Genomic DNA, 20,210 nt, shown 5'->3' with positions numbered 1-20,210 from the left:
GTCAGGGGCGGGTCGGGACGACCCGACCTCGCGCCCGAACCGGTGCCGCGGCCGGTCGTCACCAGCCCCAGGTGCCGGGACCGCCCTTGAAGGGGCCCTCGATCTCGGGGGTGATCCAGCCGCCGTAGAAGTCGCCTTCCTGGGCGACCACCACCTCGCCGTCGACCGTGCAGCGCGCGGTGGAGGGGTAGAAGGCCAGGTGGCCGCGGAGAGCCTGGTACGGGGCGAGGGGCTGCTCGTAGCTCCAGGCGGCGCGCGGGACCACGGCGTCGGGGACGGCGACGTCCCAGTAGGAGGCCGCGCCCTTCCACTCGCAGACGCTTCGTCCCGCTCCGGGCCGCAGCAGGTCCAAGCGGACGTCGTCGCGCGGGAGGTAGAAGACCGGGGGGTGGCTCGTCTCCAGGACGCGCAGGGACGTGTGGGTGTCCGCCACGACGTGCGGGCCCACCGTGACTCGCACATGACGGTCGTCGGCCACCAGCCGCGGCGGCCGCGGGTAGTCCCATACCGACTCCGTCGGCCGTGCCCGGGACGGTCCCCGTCCCCGAGGACCGTCGGGTTCGCCGTTCACGTCGTTCATGGCCTGCCCTCACCGTTCGTCCACTGCCCGTACCGCTACTTCCGGTACGGCCCGGCCCGCGGATGCGGCCCGGATCAGCGCTTCGCCAGGCCCTCCGGCTGTACGTACGGAGGTCCCGGGAGGGCGGCCGAACCGGCTCTCGCCCTGCCTCTTCACCGTCTCCGGGCGAAGTCCGTGCATGGGTGCGCGCTTCGGGGGCACACGACCCCGGGAGCGGAGGACATGGCCGCTCCTTCAGGGCCTGCGGTCTCCCCCGTCCGCACAGGCCCCGGGCAGGGTGGAGACCGGTCCGCGCCCGTGAGGGTGCGGGCCGGTCACCGCGTCTCGGCCCGGCCGGCCTCCCCGGAGACGACGGGGTCTCGGGCAGGTGCGGGGGTGGCGGTGAGGTCGAGCCGACTACGGGACGGGGGCCGTGAGGCGGACGCCGACCGGGCTTCGTTGCGGGGGCGGGAGCGGGGGCAGTGTGGAACCGGGGTGGGATGGATGCGAGTGAGTGAGCACTGGACGACGTCGGCCCTGTGCCGGGCGGCGCACGCGGACGAACTGTTCGCCGAGAGCGCGGCACAGAGCCAGGTCAAGGCGCTCTGTACCGGATGCCCTGTCAGGGTCGAGTGTCTGGCTCATGCCTTGGACGACCGGATCGAGCACGGGGTCTGGGGCGGGATGACGGAACGAGAGCGACGCGCCCTGTTGAAGCGTCGCCCGCTGGTGCGGTCCTGGAGCCGGCTCCTGGAAGCCGCCCGGCGTGAGCACGAACTGGGAGTGGCGCCGCTGACGCGGGAGACCGCCTGACCCACCGCGGGACCCTTGTCCGTCCCGGGGTGTGCAGAGGTGGGGAGTCGTGGCGTGCAGAGGTGGGGATGCGTCCTGCCAGGGGCGTCCGGCGATCACGGGCCGGGCGCCCCTGGCCGCCGTGCTCAGACCTGGTAGCGCCCGGGGGCGAACAGGTGCAGGTGATCCGCCACCCAGGCCGAGGTCCGCTCCAGGCCTTCCTCCAGCTCGACTTCGGGCTCCCAGCCCGCCCAGGTGCGGGCCCGCGTGTTGTCCGAGAGCAGCCGGTGCACCTCGCTGCCGGAGGGCCGCAGTCGCGCCGGGTCCACGACGATCTCGGCGTCCCGTCCGGAGGCGGCGACGAGGGCCTTCGCGAGGTCTCCGATCGCGATCTCCCGGCCGGTGCCGAGATTGACGCTCTCCCCCAGGGCCCGGTCGCAGCCCGCCAGTGCCAGGAACCCGGCCGCGGTGTCCGTGACGTAGGTGAAGTCGCGGGTCGGGGTCAGCGAGCCGAGGCGGATCTCCTGCGCCCCGGAGTGCAGTTGGGCGAGGATCGTGGGGATCACGGCGCGGGCGGACTGGCGGGGCCCGTACGTGTTGAACGGTCGTACGACCGTCACCGGCAGCTCGTAGGCGTGCCAGTGGGACAGGGCCATCATGTCCGCGCCGATCTTCGATGCCGAGTACGGCGACTGCGGCTGGAGGGGATGGTCCTCACCGATCGGGGCCGTGAGCGCCGTCCCGTACACCTCACTGGTGGAGGTGTGCAGGAGGCGTCGGACGGAGTGGCGGCGGCACGCCTCGGCGATGTTCTCGGTGCCGACGACGTTCGTGCGGACGTAGGCGCCGGGAGCGTCGTAGCTGTACGGGATGCCGATGAGCGCGGCGAGGTGGAAGACGGTGTCGCAGCCCTCGACCGCGTCCATGACCCGGCCCGCGTCGCCGACGTCCCCGGCGATGAACTCGACGGGGCCGTGCGGGTCGTCGAGGTAGCGGGCGAGGTGCCCCTTGTCGGCGTACGGCTTGTAGTGGACGAAGGCCTTGACCCGCGCGCCGCGGTGGACGAGCAGGTCGACGAGCGTGGAGCCGATGAAGCCCTCTGCTCCGGTGACGAGGACGGTGCGGCCGGTCCAGTCGATGGTCGTGGCGGTCATGCGGTGAGCTCCTTTGCGGTGGCGGGTCGTCCGGCGAGTCGGATGACCGTCTGTGCGAGCAGGTCGGCGGCGTGGGCGTGGTGTCCGGGGTCCGCGGCGCGTCCCATCACGGCGAGCCGGGTGGGGTCGGCGAGCAGCGGGTCGATCAGGGCGGCGAGCCGGTCGGGGGTGGCCTCGGCGTCGGGGAGGAGGTGGGCGGCGCCGGCCTCGGACAGGACCCGGGCGTTGTGGGTCTGGTGGTCGCCGGGGGCGTGCGGGTACGGCACGAGGACGGCGGGCACCCCGGTCGTGGCGAGCTCGGCGATCGTGGCCGAGCCGGCGCGGCAGACCACGAGGTCGGCGACCGCATAGGCGAGGTCCATCCGGTCGAGGTAGGGCACCGCCTGGGCCACGGGCCCCGCGTCGGCCTCGTCGAGTGCCCTCCGGGTGTCCGCGAGTGCGGCCGGGCCCGTCTTGATCAGGAGGTGGACGTCCTCGCGGCCCCGCCAGCGGGTGGCGAGGCCCACGGCGGCGGCGGTGAGGCGGGCCGCGCCGAGGCTGCCGCCGTTGAAGAGGACGACCCGGGCTCCCCGGGGTATCGCGAAGGCGCGCCGGGCTTCCTCGCGCAGGGCCGGCCGGTCCAGGGCGGCCAGGGACGCGGCGATCGGCATGCCCACGGTCCGCGCTCGCTCGCCGCCCGACAGGTGGGTGCGACTGCCGTCGAAGGCGACGGTGAGGTGGGGGGTGAGTCGGGCGGCGAACTGGTTGGCCCGGCCCGGGACCGCGTTGGATTCGTGGATCACGCTGGGCAGGCCCGCCATCTTCGCCCCGACGATCGCCGGGGCGCTGGGGTAGCCGCCCATGCCGACGACGATGTGCGCCCTCTGGGTGCGCAGGACCTGGCGGGCCTGGGCCCCCGAGCGCAGGAGCGCGGCCGGGAGGAGGAAGCGTTTCGCGCCGAGCGCGGGGTCGAAGGGGATCATGTCGACGGTGTGCAGCCGGTATCCGGCCGCCGGAATCAGGGTCGTCTCCAGACCGCGTTCGGTGCCGATGAAGGAGATGACCGTCTCGGGGTCGACGCGGCGCAGGGCCTCGGCCAGGGCGAGGCCGGGGTAGATGTGGCCGCCGGTGCCGCCCGCACCGATCACGACGGAGAGTGGTGTGCGCATGGCCGCCACTCTCGGGAAGCGGGTTAAGAGGGTTCTAAGAGTCCGGTTTGGCAGGCTTCAGGCTATGAACGGCATGAGCGCGGGCGACGGGAACGGTGTGGGCGTCGGGAGCGGTGTGAGCGGCAGTGAGGGCGTGGGCTCGGGTGGTGGGAGCGGCGTGCGGAGTACGGGCCGGATCCTGGTGGCCGAGGACGAGCCGGACGTCCGGGCCGCCGTCGAGGACGGGCTGAGCATGGAGGGGTACGAGGTCCGGGGTGTCGGCGACGGCCTGGAGGCGCTGTCGGCGGTGGCGGCATGGCAGCCGGACGCGCTGGTCCTGGACGTGATGATGCCGGTGCTGGACGGGCTCGCGGTCTGCCGGAGGCTGCGGGCCGTGGAGGACCGGACGCCGGTCCTCGTGCTGACCGCGCTGTCCTCGGTGAGCGAGCGGGTGGACGGGCTGGAGGCCGGCGCCGACGACTACCTGGTGAAGCCGTTCGCCCTGGACGAGCTGGTGGCGCGCGTGCGGGCCCTGCTGCGGCGCGCCGCGCCGCCCGCACCGGGTGCGGACCTGGTCTTCGCGGACCTGACCCTCGATCCCGTGACCCGCACCGGCCGGCGGGGCAACCGCCCGCTGGAGTTCTCCCGCACGGAGTCCGCCCTGCTGGAACTCCTGCTGCGCCACCCGGGCCAGGTCCTGCCGCGCGAGGTGATCCTGGAGCGGGTCTGGGGCCGGGACTTCGGGCCCGACTCCAACTCGCTCGCGGTGTACGTGGGGTACCTGCGGCGGAAACTGGAGGCGGGCGGCGAGCCGCGCCTCGTCCACACCGTGCACGGGCTCGGCTACCGGCTGGACCTGGCGTGAGCGGGGTGCGCGGGCTCGGCGCCCGCTGGCGGCGCAGGAGGCCGCTCCGGACCCGTATGGCGCTCGCCGCGTCGGCGGCGGTGGCGCTGGTCGCGGTCGGGGTGTGCACGGCGGCGTTCTTCGTCATCCGCTACGAACTGCTGCACCAGCTCGACCTGTCCCTCACCCAGTCCGCGACCCGGGTGATCCAGGGGAACCGGGGTGAGGACCCGCAGGTCGTGGCGGGAGAGTGCCGCTACCTCTCCGCACCCGCGTGCGCCCAGATCGTCCCCGCCGACCCGGCGGCGGATCCCGCCGAACCCTATGTGCTGCCCGTCTCCGCCCCCGTACGGGAGGTCGCGGCGGGCACGCAGGCCCCCTATTACAGCAACGTCCATCGGTTCGGGCAGCCGCTCCGGATGCTGACCACCCGCTTCGGGGACGGGCAGGCGCTCCAGGTGGCCCTGCGCGCCGACCCGGTCGACAAGGGCGTGCGGCAGGCTGCCGCGCTGCTCGCGGCGGTCGGCGCGGTGGGGGTCCTGCTCGCCGGGCTGCTCGGTTACGCCGTCTCCCGCACGGGCCTCGCCCCGGTGGCCCGGCTCACCGCGACCGCCGAACGGATCGCGTCCACCCGGGACCCGCGCCACCGCATCGAGCTCCCGCCCGGTCCCCCGGGCCGGCAGGACGAGGTGACCCGGCTGGCAGCCAGCTTCAACACCATGCTCGGTGAGCTGGAGCAGTCGGTGACGTCCCAGCGCCGGCTGGTCGCGGACGCCTCCCACGAACTGCGGACGCCGCTGACCGCGCTGCGTGCCAACGCGGAACTCCTCGCCCGCGGCGACCGGCTGACACCCACCCAGCGCGCACGGGCGTCGGGGGCGCTCGAGCGGGGCATCCGGGAAGTCACGGGGCTCGTCAACGACCTGATCGAACTCGCCCGGGACGAGGAACCGCTTCCCCTCCTGGAGGACGTGCACGTCGCCGAGATGACGGAGCACACGGTCGCCCTCGCCCGGACGCACTGGCCGCACACCCCGTTCCACCTGGAGGTGGAGCCAGGCGCGGCACACGCGGTCAGGCCGGGGGTCCCGGCGCGGCTCGCCCGCCTGCTGACGAACCTGCTGGACAACGCCGCCAAGTTCGGCCCGCCGGGCACACCGGTCGAGGTGACGCTGAGCACGTACGGCCCCGGAGGCAGCGCCGTGGCGAGCGGGAGCGGCGCGGGCCGAAGGAGGAGCGGCCCGGGCGGAACCGGCGGAGGTGCGGACGGGCGAGGAGGCGGCGCGGGCGGACGTGGGGGTGGCGCGGACGGGCGAGGAGGCGGCGGGGGCGGCGCGGGCGGACTCACGCTGACGGTCCGGGACCACGGCCCGGGGATCCCGGCCGCGGACCTCCCCCACGTCTTCGACCGCTTCTACCGCGCCCAGTCGGCCCGCGCCCTCCCCGGCTCGGGCCTCGGCCTCGCCATGGCCCGGCAGATCGCCCGGGCACACGGCGCGGAGCTGACGGCCGGGGCGGCGCCGGGTGGCGGGGCGCTGTTCACGCTGGAGTTCGCCCCGGAGGATGCACCCGCTTCCGTCCCGAAGACCCCTGAGTGACGGGGCCTTCGGGACGGAAGGCGGGGCGGTGCTCGGTACGGCCCGTAGCGGCACGAAGGTCCGGGAGAGGTCGACGCGGGACCACGGCTGACGCGATCGTGCCGCTCGGCGCGCCGGCTACTCGCCACCCCAGGGGATCGCGGGAAAAGGCTCGGCCGTCTCGACGTAGTACTTGCGAATCAGCGGGCCGAAGCCGTTCGGATCGTCGCCGAGGAGCATGCGCTTGATGTGCGTGACGGCGTCCGCATGCGTGAGGGCGGATGCCTTGTCGGCGGTGCTCCCGACGGTCTGCTTGCGCACCCACGCCAACCGGGCCTCCCTCGTGGCGCAAGCCGACGGCTGGGGTGCGGGCCGCTCCACGACAGAAGCCCTCGCGCGGGTGTGCGGCGGGGTCCCCGCAAAGCCCTGAGACGGCGCAGCGACCGTCTCCTATGCTCTGACCGTGGATGGCTGTCAAGATCTGACCGCATTGCTGGAATCGGCCTGGGAAGAGCTGGAGGGCTCGGACCCCGACCGTCGGCACCTGTGCCTCGATGCCGTCGGCGACGTCCTGGAGACGGGCCGTCTGCCGCGGCAAGACGTCGAGCGGGCCGTCGAGCGTCTCACCGCCGTCGCGCTCTCCGGCGAGAGCCACGACGTGCGGGAGTCCGCACTGCACGCAGTCTGCACGGCCTCCACCCACTACGCACTTCCCTACCGCGTGGTGGAACCGCTCGCGGCCGGAGCCGAGTGCTTCGCACCCTTGCTCCTCCCCTACGTCCTGGCCGCCCTCTCCTCCACTCACGACCAGGCGGCACTGCCGATCGTCGAGCGGTTCCTGCACCACCCCCACTCAGAGGTTCGCAAGGAGGCCTCGGAGGCGGTGACCGAACTCCACGGGCGGTGAGGTGGCGGGTGACGGGGCCGAAGGAGACCAGGCCGCTGCCGGCTCCCGCGTACTCGTCCTCCGCGGGGGTGAGCACCTCGCGGGACCGGCGCAGCAGCGGTACGTGTCCGACGGAAGCTCGCCATGCCGGTCACGGTCGTCCAGCAGGACTGGGGCGCCGCGCTCGGCTGTCACGCACAGGGTCCGTGGAACGCCGGGAGTGACGCGCTGCGCCACCGCACGGTGTCCCGCGGCCCTTTCATGGCCGGGGAGGACCCCCGACTGATCGCCGCCGAGATCCGGGCACGCGCCGACCGCTGACTCGGGGGCCGCTCCACACGCTCCTCGCCGCCTCCCGCAGGAGCAGCCGCGCCGCCGCCGGTGCCGAGGGGCCCGAGGTGCGGGTCGCCAGCGAGGCGCCTGCGCGGCGTACGGCGTCGAGACGGAGGTGCTGAACGCCCACGAGGGCGCGGACGAAGGGGCGGTACGGCGGTGCCACGAGGCTCGGGAGGGGGGTGGCGGCCGTGAGGTCGGCGGCGGCGAGGGCGGCCTGCTCCTCGACGAGGCGGCCGAGTTCGGGACCGGGCACGGTGAGGTCGGCGCCGTGGCGGGCCACGGCGTCGAGGGGGATGCCGTGGCGGCCCGCGCGGAGGTCCTCCGGCAGGTCCTCGAGGAAGTCGATGCGCTGCATGGCGCGGATGAGCAGGTGGCAGCCGTCGGTGTACGCCGTCCGTGCGGCGGCGTCCTCGGGGGCGAGGAGGCCGGCCGTGAGCATCAGCGCGGGCAGCGAGTACTCCTGTACGTACTGCCGCAGTTCCCCGTCGTCGGCCATGGTCCGCCAGACGGCCTCGCGCTCGCAGCCCCGCAGGAAGTCGTCCGCGTGGGTGCGGATCTCGGGGTGGCTCTCGGCGGTGCGCGCGAGGCAGCGCAGGACGGGCAGGGCCGAGTCGCCCTCGGCGAGGGACGTGCGGACGAGGGCGTCCCACTCGGTGAGTCGGGCCGCCCGTTCGTCCGGTGTGCCGCGGTCGATCCGGTCGTCGGTGTCGTGCATGAACGCGACAGCGGCCACGACGTGCGGCAACAGCGCGGCGGGGAGCAGGAGGCGTGCGGCCGCGTACTCGGCCGTCGCGAACCGCCGTACCGCCCGCCGTTGCTCGGTGTAGTCCCGTCGCAGCCGCGGTTCCCTCACCCCGGCCCGGTCGAGGGCCCGCTTCCACATCCCAGTCTCCCGTCGGCGTCGGCTGTGAGCCTACGGCTCACGGGGCGGAAACCCGGAGGCGCCCCCGGGCGCCCGTCTGCGAGACTCGCGGCGATACGCAAGGTGTTCCTGGGGTGGGGGATGAACGAGGTCCACGACGTCTTCGAGACGCATGTGACGGTGCGGTGCCGGAGCGAGGGCGAGCTGACCCGCCTCCGTGCCTGGGCGGCGGACCGGGCGCTGAAGGTCACCACCATCGTGCTCGCGCGTGGCCGTACGCCGGTGCAGCCGATGCTCACCCTGCGCGGTCGCACGGGGCATCCGGCCGTGGTGTCCGGGCTTCGGGAGGCCGGTTTCGAGCCGGCGCGGGTCAAGGTGGAGACGGTGCCGTGGAGCACGGAGCCCGCGGGTCCCGGCGGCGGATACTTCGAGCACCACGTCAAGCTGGCGCTGCCCGCCGCGTACGACCGGTCGGCACTCGAGGACCTCGTCGTGCCGCACGGCGCCCACGTCTCGTGGAACGCGCGCCGGGCGCTGCCGGGGCCGGGCGGGCGGCACGAGCGCTTCGTGACCCAGCGGCACGGGGGCCCGGCGGACGCGGCGGGTCGCGCCTGCGACGCGCTCGTCGCCGCATTGACCGCCGCCGGACACGAACTGGTGTCCGAAGAGCGGGAGTTCGTGGTCTCCGACAGCGATCTGTCGTGGGACGAGGGCTGGCTGGAGGAGATGCCCGTATGAACGAGAAGCAGTGGGCTCCGTCGATCCCCGACGGGCCCGACAGCGTCACCGAACCGGTCGCGGACCGGGTGCGCCGCCGGACGGAGGTTCCCCAGACCCTGACCGCGGGAGTCGGCGCGGTGCCCGCGCGGCACCGCGTCTTCGACCCCGCGCTCAAGCACTTCGACGAGGCCTTCCGCCCCGCCGACGGGGTCGTCGAGGACCCGGAGCTGCGGGCCCGCTGGCGGACGGCCCGGCGCGCGGCGCTGGAACTCGTCCTCGCGGCCGTGGCCGGGTCGCCGTGGGCCGGCTCCCTCGTGCTGCGCGGCAGCATGCTGATGGGGGCCTGGTTCGGCGACGCCGCCCGTGCCCCGAAGGACATCGACTTCGTCGTGGTCCCCGAGACCTGGCGCATCGAGGAGCCCCGGACCCGGGAGATGCTGGACGGCATCGCCGCTGCGGCCGAGCGCCTCGCCGCGGAGCGCGGGACGGACCTGGCGATCTCGGCGGCCGGGGCGGTGTCCGAGTACATCTGGACGTACGAGCGGGTGCCCGGGCACCGTCTGGTGCTGCCGTGGACCGCGCCCGGGCTGCCCGGCGGTCAGGTCCAGCTCGACTTCGTCTTCAACGAGCGCCTCCCGACCCCTCCCCGCGCCGCCGAGGTCGCGGGCGTCCGCCTGGCTGCCGCGGACCGGGAGTCCTCCCTGGCCTGGAAGCTCATGTGGCTGAGCTGCGACATGTACCCGCAGGCCAAGGACCTGTACGACGCGGTACTCCTCGCCGAGAGCTGCACCCTGCCCCTCTCGCTCCTGGAGACGGTGCTGCGGGAGGCGGACGAGTGGCCGGGCCGGCCGGGCGAGCCGCTGAGCCTTGCGGTGTTCGAGGACGCCGTACGCGAGGTCGACTGGTCGGACTTCGACGACGGCCACCCGGACACCGAGGCCGCCCGCCGTGACCTCGGCGCCCGCCTGCTGGCCGCCCTGGCACCGGTGGTGGGGGCGGGCTGAGCGGCGCTGCACCCTTGCGTCAGCGGGGTGCTGGGCCGGCTGTGGGCGGCCGCCCTTGTCGGTGCTTCTGCGCGGGTGAACGGCCCGCGCCCCCGGCTGCCCGCGATCCGTCTTCCGTACGGCCGGGGCGGGTTCAGGCCGGCGGGGCGGTCCGGGCCCGCGGGCGTGCGGTCGACAGGACCGCCCATACCCGGCGGCCGTCCTCGGAGACGTCCGTGCCGCAGCTGGTCGTGCCGGGAACGGCCGTGAGGGCGGAGAGGATCGTCTCCTCCGGTTCGGAACTGCCGTGGCTGAGCACGGCGATGAGGAGCAGGTCGTCCTGGTCCGCGAGGTGAACGCTGATACTCCGACCGTCGTCGGCAGCGGCCGCGCCGACGAGAAGCCGCACGGCCTTGGCGAGGGCGTCGTCGTCGGGATGGACGTATTCCCAGCCTCGTACGGTCTCGGTGATCTTGCCGACGGCCTGCGCCGCGACCCACGGGTACCCGGTGAGCGCCCAGTTCGCGGCGCGCCGATCCCTGATGGTCAGCCGGGGGCGACGGGCCTCAAGGCGGGCCTGCCCCGGTCCGGGGAGTGGCAGGGAGGTGGTGACGGGCTTCGTCGACGGTTGCGGCCGGGGAGGTGCGACGGGCTTCTTCTGCGGGGGCGGGGTGCGCGGAGGGTGGGTCGGCGGCAAGGTGGGGCCGTTGTCCCCCATGGGCATCGGGTCGGTCACGACAGCCTCCTTGCGCTCGCTACCATCCTGACAGTGCCCCCCCGATCCGCCGAGGCCGATCGCCCGAGTTCCCGCCGCGGCGCGCCGCCGGCCCGTTTGTCCGCCCCTTGGAGCTTCGTGGGAACCGTGTCTGGAGGACGTGTGCGACGTGGCGAGGTCTGGTGGGTTCAGTACGACGAACGGAGGCTGGTCGTCCTGCTGTCGGGAGACGAGACGACCGGGATCCAGGTGATGCAGGTCGTCGCTCCGGCGGGCGTCGACATCGGCGGTCTGGGCATCGAAGTCGCGGTCGGCGCCGATGCAGGACTGCCGTTCGAAGGCGTGCTGCGGCTTGCGTTCCCGCGTCCTGGCCTCACTCCGTGCACGTGGCTGACCACGGTGTCCCGGGACGACCTGATCGAGCGGGCGGCCGTCCTGTCCCCCGTGAAGCTCGGTGAGATCGACGGCGCCCTCCGACTCGCCGCGCAAGCGCAGGAGCCGACTCCGGCCACGACCGCGAAGCTCGGCGAGATGAGGGATGCGCTCCGTCGCGGTGCGCTCGGGTAGGCGCGGGACGTGAGGTCCCCACCGGGGGGGACCTCACTGGCTGCCGCCCGCTCCGCGCCCGACTCCCGCGACTCCCGACGAACCGCGGGGCGGCGGCTGTCACGCGGGTACCGCGGCCTTCGACCCGGTGCTTCCCGCCGTCGCCGCGGAGGTGGAGGTACGGGTCTCCCGCAGGAGCAGCAGGCCGCTCACGACCATGAGGGTCGCGGTCAGGCCGTGGATGCCGAGGGCGGTCGCCGTCGAGCCGTGGTGGGCCAGCACGGTGCCCATGTCCCCGTACGCGGCGAGGGATTCCACCAGTACGGCCCAGCCCAGGGCCCGGCGGTGACCGGTCACCAGCAGGACGCCCAGGACCAGGGCCATCACCACGTCTCTGATTCCCTTGACGACCAGGAAGCCGCCGCCGTCACCGGACGGCCAGCTCGGCAGGCCGAAGCCCGGCGCCGTCGTCTCCGGGCGCAGGATGAACTCCGTCCCGAACCAGAGGATGAAGAGGATGAAGGCCGCGGCCAGGATGGTGTTGATCTTCTTCAGCGACATCGTTGCTCTCCCTGCGAGTCTCGTCGAGCTGGATGGATCCGGGATGGTGCGGGCCGGGCGTCCGCGTCATGGCGACGGGGGCGCCCTGGAGCGTGACGGTGCGGCCTGCGGTCAGGCGCGGGCGACGGCGAGGAGGGTGAAGGCGGCGATGATGACGGCGACGCGGGCGTAGTGGTAGCTGTCCCAGCGCTTCATCTGCTGCTTCCAGTCGGCGGGCCGGTTCTCGGGAGTCCAGGTCTTGCCCCGGTTGTTGATCGGGACGAGCAGCAGGACGGACATGATCACGCTGACGACGAGGAGTGCGCCGGCGGCGACGACGAGGCCGGTGCCCTCCTGGCCCCAGCCCGCCACCGCCCAGGCGGCCGTGAGGATCAGCGAGCCGATGTACCAGACCGGCATGACCGCGCCGAGCATCCGGCCGCCGTGCGCGCGGCCGAGCTGGCCGCTGTCCTCGGACAGTGCGTTGAAGATCGGGTTCATGACGAAGGCGACGGAGAACTCCACTCCGACCATCAGGCCGGTGATCACGACGGTGGCGACCTCGAGTGCGGTGAGCATGGTGGCGACCCCTCCCAGTCTCTAGCGTTGCTAGCTGATGAGGCAACGCTAGTACTGCTGCCGCTCTGTTGTCTAGCGGTGCTAGCATCAAGTTATGTCGGTACAGGAACGCAAGCAGCGCGAGCGGGCAGACCGCGAACGGCTCATCGTCGTCACGGCCCGCGAACTCGCCGAGCAGCAGGGCTGGGACGCCGTCACCACCCGCCGCCTCGCCGAGCGCATCGAGTACAGCCAGCCCGTCCTCTACAGCCATTTCAAGGGCAAGCGCGAGATCATCGGTGCCGTCGCCCTCCAGGGCGCCTCGGAGCTGGCCGCTGCCGTCCGCGCCGCGACCGCGAAGGCAGACGGCCCGCGCGCACGCGTCACCGCCCTGGCCCTGGCCTATCTCGACTACGCCGCGGACAATCCCGCCGTCTACGACGCCCTCTTCCAACTCGACGGCGGCCTGCCCTACGCACGGGAGGACACCCCCGAGCCGCTCAAGGACGCCTTCGCCTCCCTCCAGGAGACACTCGCCGAAGTCGCCGGCGAGGACGTCCACCCCGGGATGTTCACCGAGTTGTTCTGGGCGTCCCTCCACGGGCTGGCGACGCTCACCCGGACGCGACGGCTGCTCCCCGGGGACGCCGTACGGAGAGTGGAACTACTGGTGGACCGGCTCGCCGTTCTCTGACCCCCAGCCCGACACCCGGCGAGGTGGGCCCGGCGCCCGGCCCTCAGTGCCGCGGAACGGCGACTCCGGCCGCGCGCAGCCTCGCCTCCACCAGGGTGTTCAGCCGGGCGATGGAAGGCGACTGGCCCTCCCGGTGGTGGTTCACCATGCCGTACCGGGAGGCGGTGTCCGGCTTCTGGGGCGCGGCCGGCGCCGCCAGGAGCGCGGGATCGGCCAGCAGCCGGTCGGCCAGCGCGGAGGCCAGCTCCTCGATCCGCGGATCGTACGGATCCCAGTCCCTGGCATCCCAACCGCGCTTCGTCAGCTCGACCGACGCGGGATCGTCCAGCAGACCTTCGAGACGGGACACGAAGGCGTCGAAGATCTCCGGGAGCAGCGCCGCGGTGAGCACCAGGGCCTCGCGTTGACCGACGACGTAGTCGGGGTCGAAGTCGGCTTCGCCGAGCCGGTCCAGGACCGCGCAGGCCCGGTCGGGCAGCAGGGCCCGGTCGCCGTGGTCGAGCCGGTGCAGCCTGTCGCGGCGGGCGATGAGGTCGTCGATCCGTTCGGTGAGCTGTCGATGGACGTCGTCCAGGGTCGCGGCGAACGTCGCGGGGTCGGCGTCGAGCAGGTCCCCGACCTTCGCCAGGGGCACGCCCGCCGCGGCCAGCGTCCGGACCTGGACCAGCCGGAACAACTCCGCCGAGCGATAACGGCGGTAGCCGGAGCCGTCGCGATCCGGCTCGGCGACCAGGCCGAGGCGGTGGTAGTGCCGAACGGTCTTGATCGTGACGCCGACGAACGCCGCCGCCTGACCGATCGTGAGCCCGTCTGTCATCGGTTCGGTGCACCTCCAGCTCAGCGGCGGTCGCGGCTCCGCGAACCGCCTCGTCCGGGAAGTCCAGCCGGACACGGGGGCGAGGATAACGCGCGCCGGTTCGAGAGGCGGGACTTGACCTTGACCTTGGGTCAAGGCTGGAAGCTCCTCACACGGCCGCGGAAGCGGCCCGGCCGCCATCAGGCCGCCGGGAGCCCGCACACTGTGAACAGGAGATTCATCATGGGAACCAGCAGCAACGGCTTCTCCGACGCGGGGCTTCGCCGACTGCGCGAGGTACTCGCGCGGCACGTCGAGTCCAAGAAGATTCCCGGCCTTGTCGCCCTGGTCGGCCGCGGTGACCAGACGCACGTCGAGGCGATCGGGACGATGCGCCACGACGGCGGGCCCGCGATGCGCCGGGACACCATCTTCCGGATGGCGTCCGCGTCCAAACCCGTCACCATGGCGGCGGCGATGGTCCTGCTCGACGAGTGCCGGCTGCGACTGGACGACCCGGTCGATCCTTGGCTTCCCGAACTCGCCGACCGCCAGGTCCTGAAGCGCCCCGACGGACCGCTGGACGACACCGTGCCGGCGCTCCGGCCGATCACCGTACGGGACCTGCTGACCTCCACCTTCGGCCTCGGCGTGGACTTCGAGTCGATGGCCTCCCCCATCAGGGCCGCGACCTTCGAACGTCTCGACTACAGCGTGGCATCGGGCCCGGCGCCGGAGCCGGACGAGTGGATGCGCCGTCTGGGCGAGCTGCCCCTGCAGTACCAGCCCGGCGTGCGGTGGCAGTACGACCTCAGCAACGAGGTGGTCGGAGTCCTCGTCTCCCGGGTCACGGGACAGTCGTTGGAGGACTTCCTGCGCGAACGCGTCCTCGATCCGCTGGGCATGCGGGACACCGCCTTCCACGTGCCCGCCGAGAAGATCGACCGGCTCCCTCCCCTGTACGGACCCGACCCGCAGACCGGCGAGTTCGCCGTGTGGGACGCGGCGGCAGGAGGAAGGTCCAGCACGCCTCCCGCCTTCCAGGGCGCCGGCGGCGGGCTCGTCTCCACCGCCGACGACTACCACGCCTACTTCCGGATGCTGCTGAACGGCGGCGTGCACGGCAGCCGGCGCATTCTGTCCCGGGCGGCCGTGGAGCTGATGACCACGAACCGCCTCTCCCCTCAGCAGCAGGCCGCCCGCGACACCATGTTCGGCAACGTCGCCCATCTGTCGTCCGGTCAGGGCGCCAACGGCGGCTGGGGCTTCGGGATGTCGGTGCGCACCTATCGCGGCGACTACGCACCCGTCGGCCAGTTCGGCTGGTTCGGCGGCACCGGCACCACGGTCTACGCCGATCCGGTCAACCGACTCACCGGAGTCCTGCTCACCCAGGTCGGACTGTCCACCGCCGACTCGCCCCGTGCCATGAGCGACTTCTGGACCACGCTGTACCAGGCCGTCGACTGAGACCGACTCCGACGGCGGCAGCCGGTACGGGACCGGAGGAGGCTCGCTCCCCCGGTCCCGTAACGGAGGGTCCCGCCTGGGTGTCCGCGATACGACGACGGCCGCGGCGGGAGATTCTCCGGAGTTACGCGGTTAGGCGGTTAGGCGGTTAGGCGGGGGGATCTCAGGAGGTGGGCCAGTCCACCTCCTGCTTCAGCCGGACCTCGGTCACGCTCACGTGCTCAGGTGCTCCGAACGCCCGGACCATGACGCCGTTTCCGATGTCGGTGACCTCCAGGGCCAGATTGCCGGACCCCACCCGGAGGTCGAGCCTCACGACAGGCCTGCCGCCGAAGTTCGGCATGCGATGGATGCGTGCTTCGGGGTACCGCAGCAGCGTCAGCCGGTCCCGCATGCGCGCATACGTGCCCGTCTCCGTCCCGGAGAACGCCTTGCCGATCCGGGGCTGGTGGCGCTGGGCGGCACACTGCTCCGTCGGGTGCAGCGGCAGGGGGTCCACCAGGACGGGCATGGTGGTGTCGGGAGTCGGTGCCGCTGCCACACGGCCGCCGGCACGGAGGACCCGGGGCTCGCAGCTCTGCGCGATCAGATCGGCGAACTCCAGGAAGCGTGCCTCGGCCTCGGAGATCCTCGGCGGGACGGTCACGGCACGGGGTGCGGCGTACACGGCGGGAGTGCGGGCGGAGGCGACGGGCTTGGCGGCCGGCACGGGGGCCTTGGCGGCGGCGGAGGCACCCTGGGCGCCGAAGGCCACAAGAAGGACGCTGCCGACCGCGGCGGTGATCAGGGACTTCGGAAGGAGATTCGATCGCATGCCCACACCCTGCGGTCCGAGGGACACCGGCCGCCTGAGTCGCCGTACTCATTCGGCACAGGTATCGACTGGGATTCGAGCTGAGGCGGCCGAGGGGGCCGCAGACCGCGGGGGGTCGCTGAACCGGTCCAGGTCAGAGGAGCGCACTCCGCGTCGGGCGGTGCACACTGCACGTCGACCGGCCCGTGCGAGACGGGCTGTCAGCCGAGCCTGGTTCACCAGGCGATCAGCCGATGAGGAACGACGTGACGAGTCAGCCCCTGCGAGTGAACAGATTCGGGTTCGCCGAGTACGAGGACATGATCGGCCTCTCCCTCAACGTGGACATCGCCGAACTGAGGGGAGTTCTCCGGACGATCGTGGATCTGGTCCTGGCGGAGGAGACCGATGTCATCGATTCGCTCTCGGATGCCGCCCAAGCGGACTTCGTCGTCCCCTTGGGAATGTCTGCCGGCGTGCTGGCGAGCGGCGACTGCTCGGCAGTGGAGTTTCTCTCGGCGGTCTGCACGGTGCGGTACTGCGCCGAGCCCCACATGAAGGAGTTCTCGGACGAGCTCGTACACCTGCTCTCACAGCTGCCCGGATGACGGCACCAGCCTGAAGCCAGACGGCGAGTCCGTCACCTGAGGCCGCGTCTCCGCCCGGGCACGGGGTCCTGGCGGAGACGGCGACCGGTTCGGTGCGGTGCGACCGGCAGGTCACATGGTCGGCCGAAGGGTTCTGACGGACGACCCGGTCGACGGTCGAGGGCGCTCAGGTCTGAGGGACCTTGTCCTGGGGCGGCCAGCTCCAGGGCTGGGGTGTCGGTTCCGGGCCCTCCATGGTGCTGCGGAACTTCTCCTTCAGGCTCTTCGGCGGCGCTTCCTTCTCTTCTCGTTCGTGGACGAGCCGGGCCGTCGACACACGTATGTGGCAGGCGCGGTGCCGCTGCTGCACCAGCACGATCCACGAACCGTCCTGAGCGAGCAGGGCGTGGCGAGCGGGCTGGTCCCCTCGGCGCGCATGCCTGGCGATCATGCTCGGCACGTGGTGGAGCGCCGCATCCTCGGCAGCCGCGACAGCCTCGGCCTGGTCCGGGCCGATCAGGTGCGTGCCTGTCAGACCCCATCGATGGAGCTTGAGCTCCGAACCGTCGGCACGCACGGTGGTCCGGGTGTCCTCCTCGATGAGGACGTACCAGTCAGCAGTCATGATCGGACCCTACCGACTGGCGCCGGGAGCATCGCGCGAGTACTTCGCGCCCGCCGTCTGCACCGGTGTCGCCGACGGTGGCAGGATCCCGGGCCCGCGATCTGCCGGCGGATTCCGCGGTCTCTGCCGGGCGACTCATGTCAGAGGGAGTGGTCGAGGACTCCGTAGGATCCCCTGCGGAGTCGGAATCGGGGTACGACGAGGAGAACGTCATGGGCGAAGCACTGTACGTACGGTTTCAGGGGACCGAGCGGCATGAGCGGGGGCACTATCCCGGAGTTTTCATCCTCGCCAACGAACTGGCCGCGCAGGGCCGGCTGACCGAGGAGCAGTACCGGTTCTGGAGGTCGAACAACGACTGGTACGACGCCAACTACCCCAACCCCAGTCACGTCGATGCTCGCGTGTACGACCCCGCCGTGAACCCCGGAGCCGTCGCCTGGTTCAAGTCGTCCGCCGTCGAGCTCGTGGGTCGGGTGGACGGGTACCTGGAGCTCCTCGCGGCACACGGAGTGGACTGCCGGCGCCTGGAGACCACGAACCCCGGCCGTGTCATCTACGAGGACGCGTACCAGGTCGTGGTCATGCCGGAGGCAGGACCGTCGACGTGACGTCGGCCCCGGAAACAGGCGGGGGCCGCGGCCGTGCGGGCGTCGCCGGTCCCGCGGTGCCACACTGAAGGCATGACGCAGTCGGACCGGCAGCTCGCCCGGCGGTTGGAGACGGCCACCAGGCACCTGCTCGAGCGCCGCGCCGAGACGGCCTCGATCTGTCCGTCCGACGTGGCACGCGAGGTCTACGACGGCGACGACGACGGCTGGCGGGATCTGATGGAACCGGCCCGCCAGGCGGCCTGGCGCCTGGTGGCGGCCGGTGAGGTCGAGGTGACCCAGGGCGGACGGCCCGTCGCGGAGAACGAGGCACGGGGGCCTCTGCGCATCCGCCGCGCACGCCACTCGAACTAACACCGGTGGCGCTGGTTCACACGTCCCACCGCCCTAGGCCGCCCGCCGCGCCTGGAGCCGGCTCACTATGCGTCGCGTGGAGGGCGGGCTCCCGAGCAGCCCGGCTGGAGCTTGACCGCCGACATGCTGAGGGCCGCGTGCTTCTACGAGGAGGCATCGCGGTCCCGTAGAGCGTTCTTTCCGAGGACTGGCCGGTCAGCGCGCCTCAGGCGAGGTCCGCCTCGATGGCCAGGCGGACCGCGTCCGGGCGGTCTCGGAGGCCCGCCTTGGCGAAGAGGTTGTTGATGTGGGTCTTGACCGTGGCCTCGCTGATGAACAGCTTCTCGGCGATGCCCCGGTTCGACAGGCCGAGGCCGATCAGCGCGAGTACCTCGCGTTCCCTCGGGGTGAGGTCGTCCGGCAGGTCCCGTTTCGTCGGCGTGGGGGCCTTGGCCCGTGCCGTGGCGAGCAGGCGGTCCTGGACCTCGCGGTCCAGGACGGACTGACCGGCCGCGGCGGCTCGGATCGCCCGCGTGATGTCGCGGCGTCCGGCGTTCTTCGTCAGGTATCCGCGGGCTCCCGCGCTCAGCGCGCCCAGGATGGAGTCGTCGTCGGCGAAGGTGGTGAGCACGACCACCGCGACGTCCGGGTGCTGCTCGGCCAGCAGCCGCGTGGCCTCGATCCCGTCCATCACGGGCATCCTCAGGTCCATCAGCACCACGTCCACCGGCCCGGCCGCGACCGCCTGGAGGACCTCGCGGCCGTTCGACGCCGCTGCCACGACGTCGATGTCCTCGGCCAGGGCGAGTACCGCCGCGAGCGGCTCGCGGACGGCCGCCTGGTCGTCGGCCACGACCACCCTCAACCGCTGCCGATCCGTGTCGTCACTCATGCCGGGATCACTGCCTCCACTTGCCAGCCGTTGCGGTGCGGTCCCTCGGTGATCGGGCCCGCTGTGAGCATTCCGTTCAGGAGCGCGACCCGTTCGCGCATTCCGATCAGGCCCATTCCGCTGCCCACGCCGGCGCTCGCCTCGCGCGTCGCCGGCCCGTTGCGTACACGCATCACGACGGCCTCCGCGGTGTACGTCAGCTCGGCCCGGACCTCGCCGCCGGGAGCGTGCCGGGCCGCGTTGGTGAGGGCCTCCTGCGCGATCCGCAGGAGGTCCTGGGTCACCCGGGCCGGCACGTCGCGCACCGTACCGTTCACGGTGAGGGCGTCGTGGTGGCCCGAGGACTCCAGCATCGCGGTCAAGGTCTCCCGCAGGGGCAGGGCGTCCTCGCGCAGCGCGTGCACGGTCCACTGCGCCTGCCGCAGGCTGTCCTTGACCAGTCCGTGCGCCTTGTCGTGCGCCTCACGGACCTTGTCCAGGTCACCGGTGTCGATCAGCGCGTCCGCCAGTTCCAGCTGCATGTTGATCCCCGCGAGCGAGTGCGCCAGCACGTCGTGCACGTCGCGGGCGATCCGGCTGCGTTCGCTGAGCACGGCCGTGCGGGCCTCGGCCCGGGCCACGCGCTCGGCCGCCTCCGCGGCCTCGATGGCCGCCCGTACCGCCTGACGCTGTGTGCGGTTGAGGATGCCCATCACGACCGGCAGACCCGTGAGGAGCCCGAACACCCACGGCAGGGCTTCGTACCCCGGCCCGAGGCGGAAGAACAGGACCGCGCCGCACAGCAGACTGCACAGTCCGGCGAGCGCGAGGGCCGGCCTGGTCCCCAGCCGGTAGCCGATGTGACCAGAGAGGAAGAACGCGAAGAGGTAGCCCGTACCGCTGCTGCTGACCCCGATCAGAGCGGCTGCCGCGACGACGCCGACGGTGAGCCAGACCAGGACCAGACGCGGGGAGACCCTGTGCTCCGGCAGTCGCCTGGCCAGCAGAGCGGCGGCGTTCACCACGAAGAGCACGGCCACGGCCAGGCCCTGGCCGGTGAATCCCATGGGGCGGATCGTCACCGCCCCCACGACGACCACCGCGAGGCTCGCGACCCACTGCACCCGGGGGTCCTGTCCGGGAACGCGACGCGCACCCGCCGCCGGGCCGAGGTCCGACCTGGGAGGCGGGGCGTTGTGGTCTGCGGGCACGAGCCGAACATACTGCACGT

25 protein-coding genes are annotated in these 20,210 nt (G+C 72.5%); 12 read left to right on the top strand and 13 right to left on the bottom strand.

All coding sequences use genetic code 11. From position 1 onward, the window contains the following. Window positions 1-58: 58 nt before the first annotated feature. Window positions 59-580: a DUF427 domain-containing protein gene (locus ACY0MR_RS35370; protein WP_473557713.1), complete on the bottom strand. Its 522-nt coding sequence runs from the start codon at window positions 578-580 to the stop codon at window positions 59-61. A gap of 483 nt (window positions 581-1,063) precedes the next feature. Here ACY0MR_RS35370 and ACY0MR_RS35365 point away from each other — a divergent pair, with 483 nt between their 5' ends. Further along, window positions 1,064-1,372, top strand: coding sequence for a WhiB family transcriptional regulator (locus ACY0MR_RS35365; protein WP_388803934.1), 309 nt, complete (start codon window positions 1,064-1,066; stop codon window positions 1,370-1,372). 125 nt (window positions 1,373-1,497) lie between these two features. Here the strand turns inward: ACY0MR_RS35365 and ACY0MR_RS35360 are convergent, their stop codons facing one another. Together ACY0MR_RS35360 and ACY0MR_RS35355 are read right to left on the bottom strand one after the other, a co-directional pair. Next, on the bottom strand, window positions 1,498-2,505 hold the full coding sequence (locus tag ACY0MR_RS35360; protein WP_392867076.1) for a GDP-mannose 4,6-dehydratase: 1,008 nt from the start codon (window positions 2,503-2,505) through the stop codon (window positions 1,498-1,500). Beyond that, window positions 2,502-3,653, bottom strand: a complete 1,152-nt coding sequence (locus tag ACY0MR_RS35355; RefSeq protein WP_473557709.1) for a UDP-N-acetylglucosamine--N-acetylmuramyl-(pentapeptide) pyrophosphoryl-undecaprenol N-acetylglucosamine transferase — start codon at window positions 3,651-3,653, stop codon at window positions 2,502-2,504. The genes ACY0MR_RS35360 and ACY0MR_RS35355 overlap by 4 nt, the downstream gene beginning before the upstream one ends. 181 nt (window positions 3,654-3,834) lie before the next feature. On the opposite strand from ACY0MR_RS35355, the gene ACY0MR_RS35350 reads away from it, so the two are divergent. Continuing rightward, window positions 3,835-4,497 (top strand): response regulator transcription factor, encoded by a 663-nt coding sequence (locus tag ACY0MR_RS35350; RefSeq protein ID WP_361850338.1) that lies wholly within the window; start codon window positions 3,835-3,837, stop codon window positions 4,495-4,497. Next, window positions 4,494-6,074, top strand: coding sequence for a sensor histidine kinase (locus tag ACY0MR_RS35345; protein ID WP_473557707.1), 1,581 nt, complete (start codon window positions 4,494-4,496; stop codon window positions 6,072-6,074). The genes ACY0MR_RS35350 and ACY0MR_RS35345 overlap by 4 nt, the downstream gene beginning before the upstream one ends. A gap of 117 nt (window positions 6,075-6,191) precedes the next feature. Here the strand turns inward: ACY0MR_RS35345 and ACY0MR_RS35340 are convergent, their stop codons facing one another. Continuing rightward, window positions 6,192-6,374, bottom strand: a complete 183-nt coding sequence (locus ACY0MR_RS35340; protein WP_404086361.1) for a hypothetical protein — start codon at window positions 6,372-6,374, stop codon at window positions 6,192-6,194. A 142-nt stretch (window positions 6,375-6,516) separates the two neighbouring features. On the opposite strand from ACY0MR_RS35340, the gene ACY0MR_RS35335 reads away from it, so the two are divergent. Next, entirely contained in the window at window positions 6,517-6,960 is a 444-nt protein-coding gene (locus ACY0MR_RS35335; RefSeq protein WP_473557704.1) for a hypothetical protein, read from the top strand. Between the two features lie 238 nt (window positions 6,961-7,198). On the opposite strand, the gene ACY0MR_RS35330 is transcribed toward ACY0MR_RS35335, so the two are convergent. Next, window positions 7,199-8,158 carry a squalene/phytoene synthase family protein gene (locus ACY0MR_RS35330; RefSeq protein ID WP_473557702.1) on the bottom strand — a complete coding sequence of 320 codons (960 nt, stop codon included), beginning with the start codon at window positions 8,156-8,158 and terminating at the stop codon, window positions 7,199-7,201. Window positions 8,159-8,278: 120 nt separating this feature from the next. On the opposite strand from ACY0MR_RS35330, the gene ACY0MR_RS35325 reads away from it, so the two are divergent. Then, complete coding sequence (locus tag ACY0MR_RS35325; RefSeq protein WP_388803956.1) at window positions 8,279-8,875, top strand: hypothetical protein; 597 nt, start codon at window positions 8,279-8,281, stop codon at window positions 8,873-8,875. Further along, on the top strand, window positions 8,872-9,861 hold the full coding sequence (locus ACY0MR_RS35320; RefSeq protein WP_473557699.1) for a nucleotidyl transferase AbiEii/AbiGii toxin family protein: 990 nt from the start codon (window positions 8,872-8,874) through the stop codon (window positions 9,859-9,861). Before ACY0MR_RS35325 ends, ACY0MR_RS35320 begins: the two co-directional genes overlap by 4 nt. Before the next feature lie 133 nt (window positions 9,862-9,994). Here ACY0MR_RS35320 and ACY0MR_RS35315 read toward each other — a convergent pair whose 3' ends face one another. Further along, the gene (locus tag ACY0MR_RS35315) at window positions 9,995-10,576 is read right to left on the bottom strand and encodes a hypothetical protein (protein WP_473557697.1); all 582 of its coding nucleotides are present in this window, start codon (window positions 10,574-10,576) and stop codon (window positions 9,995-9,997) included. Window positions 10,577-10,717: 141 nt separating this feature from the next. Here ACY0MR_RS35315 and ACY0MR_RS35310 point away from each other — a divergent pair, with 141 nt between their 5' ends. Next, window positions 10,718-11,122 carry a type II toxin-antitoxin system PemK/MazF family toxin gene (locus ACY0MR_RS35310; protein ID WP_473557695.1) on the top strand — a complete coding sequence of 135 codons (405 nt, stop codon included), beginning with the start codon at window positions 10,718-10,720 and terminating at the stop codon, window positions 11,120-11,122. 99 nt (window positions 11,123-11,221) lie between these two features. Here ACY0MR_RS35310 and ACY0MR_RS35305 read toward each other — a convergent pair whose 3' ends face one another. Further along, entirely contained in the window at window positions 11,222-11,662 is a 441-nt protein-coding gene (locus ACY0MR_RS35305; RefSeq protein WP_403311431.1) for a DUF4267 domain-containing protein, read from the bottom strand. A 111-nt stretch (window positions 11,663-11,773) separates the two neighbouring features. Then, window positions 11,774-12,220: an anthrone oxygenase family protein gene (locus ACY0MR_RS35300; protein ID WP_473557692.1), complete on the bottom strand. Its 447-nt coding sequence runs from the start codon at window positions 12,218-12,220 to the stop codon at window positions 11,774-11,776. 94 nt (window positions 12,221-12,314) lie between these two features. Between ACY0MR_RS35300 and ACY0MR_RS35295 the strand changes: the two genes are divergently transcribed. Next, window positions 12,315-12,893, top strand: a complete 579-nt coding sequence (locus ACY0MR_RS35295; protein ID WP_473557691.1) for a TetR/AcrR family transcriptional regulator — start codon at window positions 12,315-12,317, stop codon at window positions 12,891-12,893. Between the two features lie 43 nt (window positions 12,894-12,936). Here ACY0MR_RS35295 and ACY0MR_RS35290 read toward each other — a convergent pair whose 3' ends face one another. Then, window positions 12,937-13,710, bottom strand: coding sequence for a MerR family transcriptional regulator (locus ACY0MR_RS35290; protein WP_473557688.1), 774 nt, complete (start codon window positions 13,708-13,710; stop codon window positions 12,937-12,939). 222 nt (window positions 13,711-13,932) lie between these two features. Between ACY0MR_RS35290 and ACY0MR_RS35285 the strand changes: the two genes are divergently transcribed. Further along, on the top strand, window positions 13,933-15,159 hold the full coding sequence (locus ACY0MR_RS35285; RefSeq protein WP_473557686.1) for a serine hydrolase domain-containing protein: 1,227 nt from the start codon (window positions 13,933-13,935) through the stop codon (window positions 15,157-15,159). A 163-nt stretch (window positions 15,160-15,322) separates the two neighbouring features. On the opposite strand, the gene ACY0MR_RS35280 is transcribed toward ACY0MR_RS35285, so the two are convergent. Beyond that, complete coding sequence (locus ACY0MR_RS35280; RefSeq protein ID WP_404086346.1) at window positions 15,323-15,973, bottom strand: hypothetical protein; 651 nt, start codon at window positions 15,971-15,973, stop codon at window positions 15,323-15,325. A gap of 233 nt (window positions 15,974-16,206) precedes the next feature. On the opposite strand from ACY0MR_RS35280, the gene ACY0MR_RS35275 reads away from it, so the two are divergent. Further along, complete coding sequence (locus ACY0MR_RS35275) at window positions 16,207-16,560, top strand: hypothetical protein (protein ID WP_473557684.1); 354 nt, start codon at window positions 16,207-16,209, stop codon at window positions 16,558-16,560. A gap of 166 nt (window positions 16,561-16,726) precedes the next feature. On the opposite strand, the gene ACY0MR_RS35270 is transcribed toward ACY0MR_RS35275, so the two are convergent. Continuing rightward, a complete protein-coding gene (locus ACY0MR_RS35270) occupies window positions 16,727-17,164 on the bottom strand; it encodes a hypothetical protein (RefSeq protein ID WP_403311413.1) in 438 nt (145 codons plus the stop codon). A 212-nt stretch (window positions 17,165-17,376) separates the two neighbouring features. Between ACY0MR_RS35270 and ACY0MR_RS35265 the strand changes: the two genes are divergently transcribed. Both ACY0MR_RS35265 and ACY0MR_RS35260 read left to right on the top strand, forming a co-directional pair. Next, complete coding sequence (locus ACY0MR_RS35265; protein ID WP_392867034.1) at window positions 17,377-17,775, top strand: hypothetical protein; 399 nt, start codon at window positions 17,377-17,379, stop codon at window positions 17,773-17,775. A gap of 72 nt (window positions 17,776-17,847) precedes the next feature. Further along, the gene (locus ACY0MR_RS35260; protein ID WP_361850294.1) at window positions 17,848-18,129 is read left to right on the top strand and encodes a DUF3253 domain-containing protein; all 282 of its coding nucleotides are present in this window, start codon (window positions 17,848-17,850) and stop codon (window positions 18,127-18,129) included. A gap of 205 nt (window positions 18,130-18,334) precedes the next feature. On the opposite strand, the gene ACY0MR_RS35255 is transcribed toward ACY0MR_RS35260, so the two are convergent. Then, window positions 18,335-19,000 (bottom strand): response regulator transcription factor, encoded by a 666-nt coding sequence (locus tag ACY0MR_RS35255; RefSeq protein WP_473557680.1) that lies wholly within the window; start codon window positions 18,998-19,000, stop codon window positions 18,335-18,337. Next, window positions 18,997-20,208 carry a sensor histidine kinase gene (locus ACY0MR_RS35250; RefSeq protein ID WP_473557678.1) on the bottom strand — a complete coding sequence of 404 codons (1,212 nt, stop codon included), beginning with the start codon at window positions 20,206-20,208 and terminating at the stop codon, window positions 18,997-18,999. The genes ACY0MR_RS35255 and ACY0MR_RS35250 overlap by 4 nt, the downstream gene beginning before the upstream one ends. Window positions 20,209-20,210 lie beyond the last annotated feature (2 nt).

The sequence above is a fragment of the Streptomyces sp. JN8 genome, from assembly GCF_055808075.1.
This window is presented reverse-complemented; position numbering and strand designations above follow the sequence as displayed.

Bases quoted from the DNA above. Each gene is read 5' to 3' on its own strand.
- ACY0MR_RS35360 (WP_392867076.1), bottom strand. From the start codon at position 2,505: ATGACCGCCACGACCATCGACTGGACCGGCCGCACCGTCCTCGTCACC.
- ACY0MR_RS35280 (WP_404086346.1), bottom strand. From the start codon at position 15,973: ATGCGATCGAATCTCCTTCCGAAGTCCCTGATCACCGCCGCGGTCGGC.
- ACY0MR_RS35260 (WP_361850294.1), top strand. From the start codon at position 17,848: ATGACGCAGTCGGACCGGCAGCTCGCCCGGCGGTTGGAGACGGCCACC.
- ACY0MR_RS35320 (WP_473557699.1), top strand. From the start codon at position 8,872: ATGAACGAGAAGCAGTGGGCTCCGTCGATCCCCGACGGGCCCGACAGC.
- ACY0MR_RS35295 (WP_473557691.1), top strand. From the start codon at position 12,315: ATGTCGGTACAGGAACGCAAGCAGCGCGAGCGGGCAGACCGCGAACGG.
- ACY0MR_RS35275 (WP_473557684.1), top strand. From the start codon at position 16,207: ATGAGGAACGACGTGACGAGTCAGCCCCTGCGAGTGAACAGATTCGGG.
- ACY0MR_RS35370 (WP_473557713.1), bottom strand. From the start codon at position 580: ATGAACGACGTGAACGGCGAACCCGACGGTCCTCGGGGACGGGGACCG.
- ACY0MR_RS35355 (WP_473557709.1), bottom strand. From the start codon at position 3,653: ATGCGCACACCACTCTCCGTCGTGATCGGTGCGGGCGGCACCGGCGGC.
- ACY0MR_RS35270 (WP_403311413.1), bottom strand. From the start codon at position 17,164: ATGACTGCTGACTGGTACGTCCTCATCGAGGAGGACACCCGGACCACC.
- ACY0MR_RS35265 (WP_392867034.1), top strand. From the start codon at position 17,377: ATGGGCGAAGCACTGTACGTACGGTTTCAGGGGACCGAGCGGCATGAG.
- ACY0MR_RS35300 (WP_473557692.1), bottom strand. From the start codon at position 12,220: ATGCTCACCGCACTCGAGGTCGCCACCGTCGTGATCACCGGCCTGATG.
- ACY0MR_RS35365 (WP_388803934.1), top strand. From the start codon at position 1,064: ATGCGAGTGAGTGAGCACTGGACGACGTCGGCCCTGTGCCGGGCGGCG.
- ACY0MR_RS35290 (WP_473557688.1), bottom strand. From the start codon at position 13,710: ATGACAGACGGGCTCACGATCGGTCAGGCGGCGGCGTTCGTCGGCGTC.
- ACY0MR_RS35325 (WP_388803956.1), top strand. From the start codon at position 8,279: ATGAACGAGGTCCACGACGTCTTCGAGACGCATGTGACGGTGCGGTGC.
- ACY0MR_RS35285 (WP_473557686.1), top strand. From the start codon at position 13,933: ATGGGAACCAGCAGCAACGGCTTCTCCGACGCGGGGCTTCGCCGACTG.
- ACY0MR_RS35255 (WP_473557680.1), bottom strand. From the start codon at position 19,000: ATGAGTGACGACACGGATCGGCAGCGGTTGAGGGTGGTCGTGGCCGAC.
- ACY0MR_RS35305 (WP_403311431.1), bottom strand. From the start codon at position 11,662: ATGTCGCTGAAGAAGATCAACACCATCCTGGCCGCGGCCTTCATCCTC.
- ACY0MR_RS35330 (WP_473557702.1), bottom strand. From the start codon at position 8,158: ATGTGGAAGCGGGCCCTCGACCGGGCCGGGGTGAGGGAACCGCGGCTG.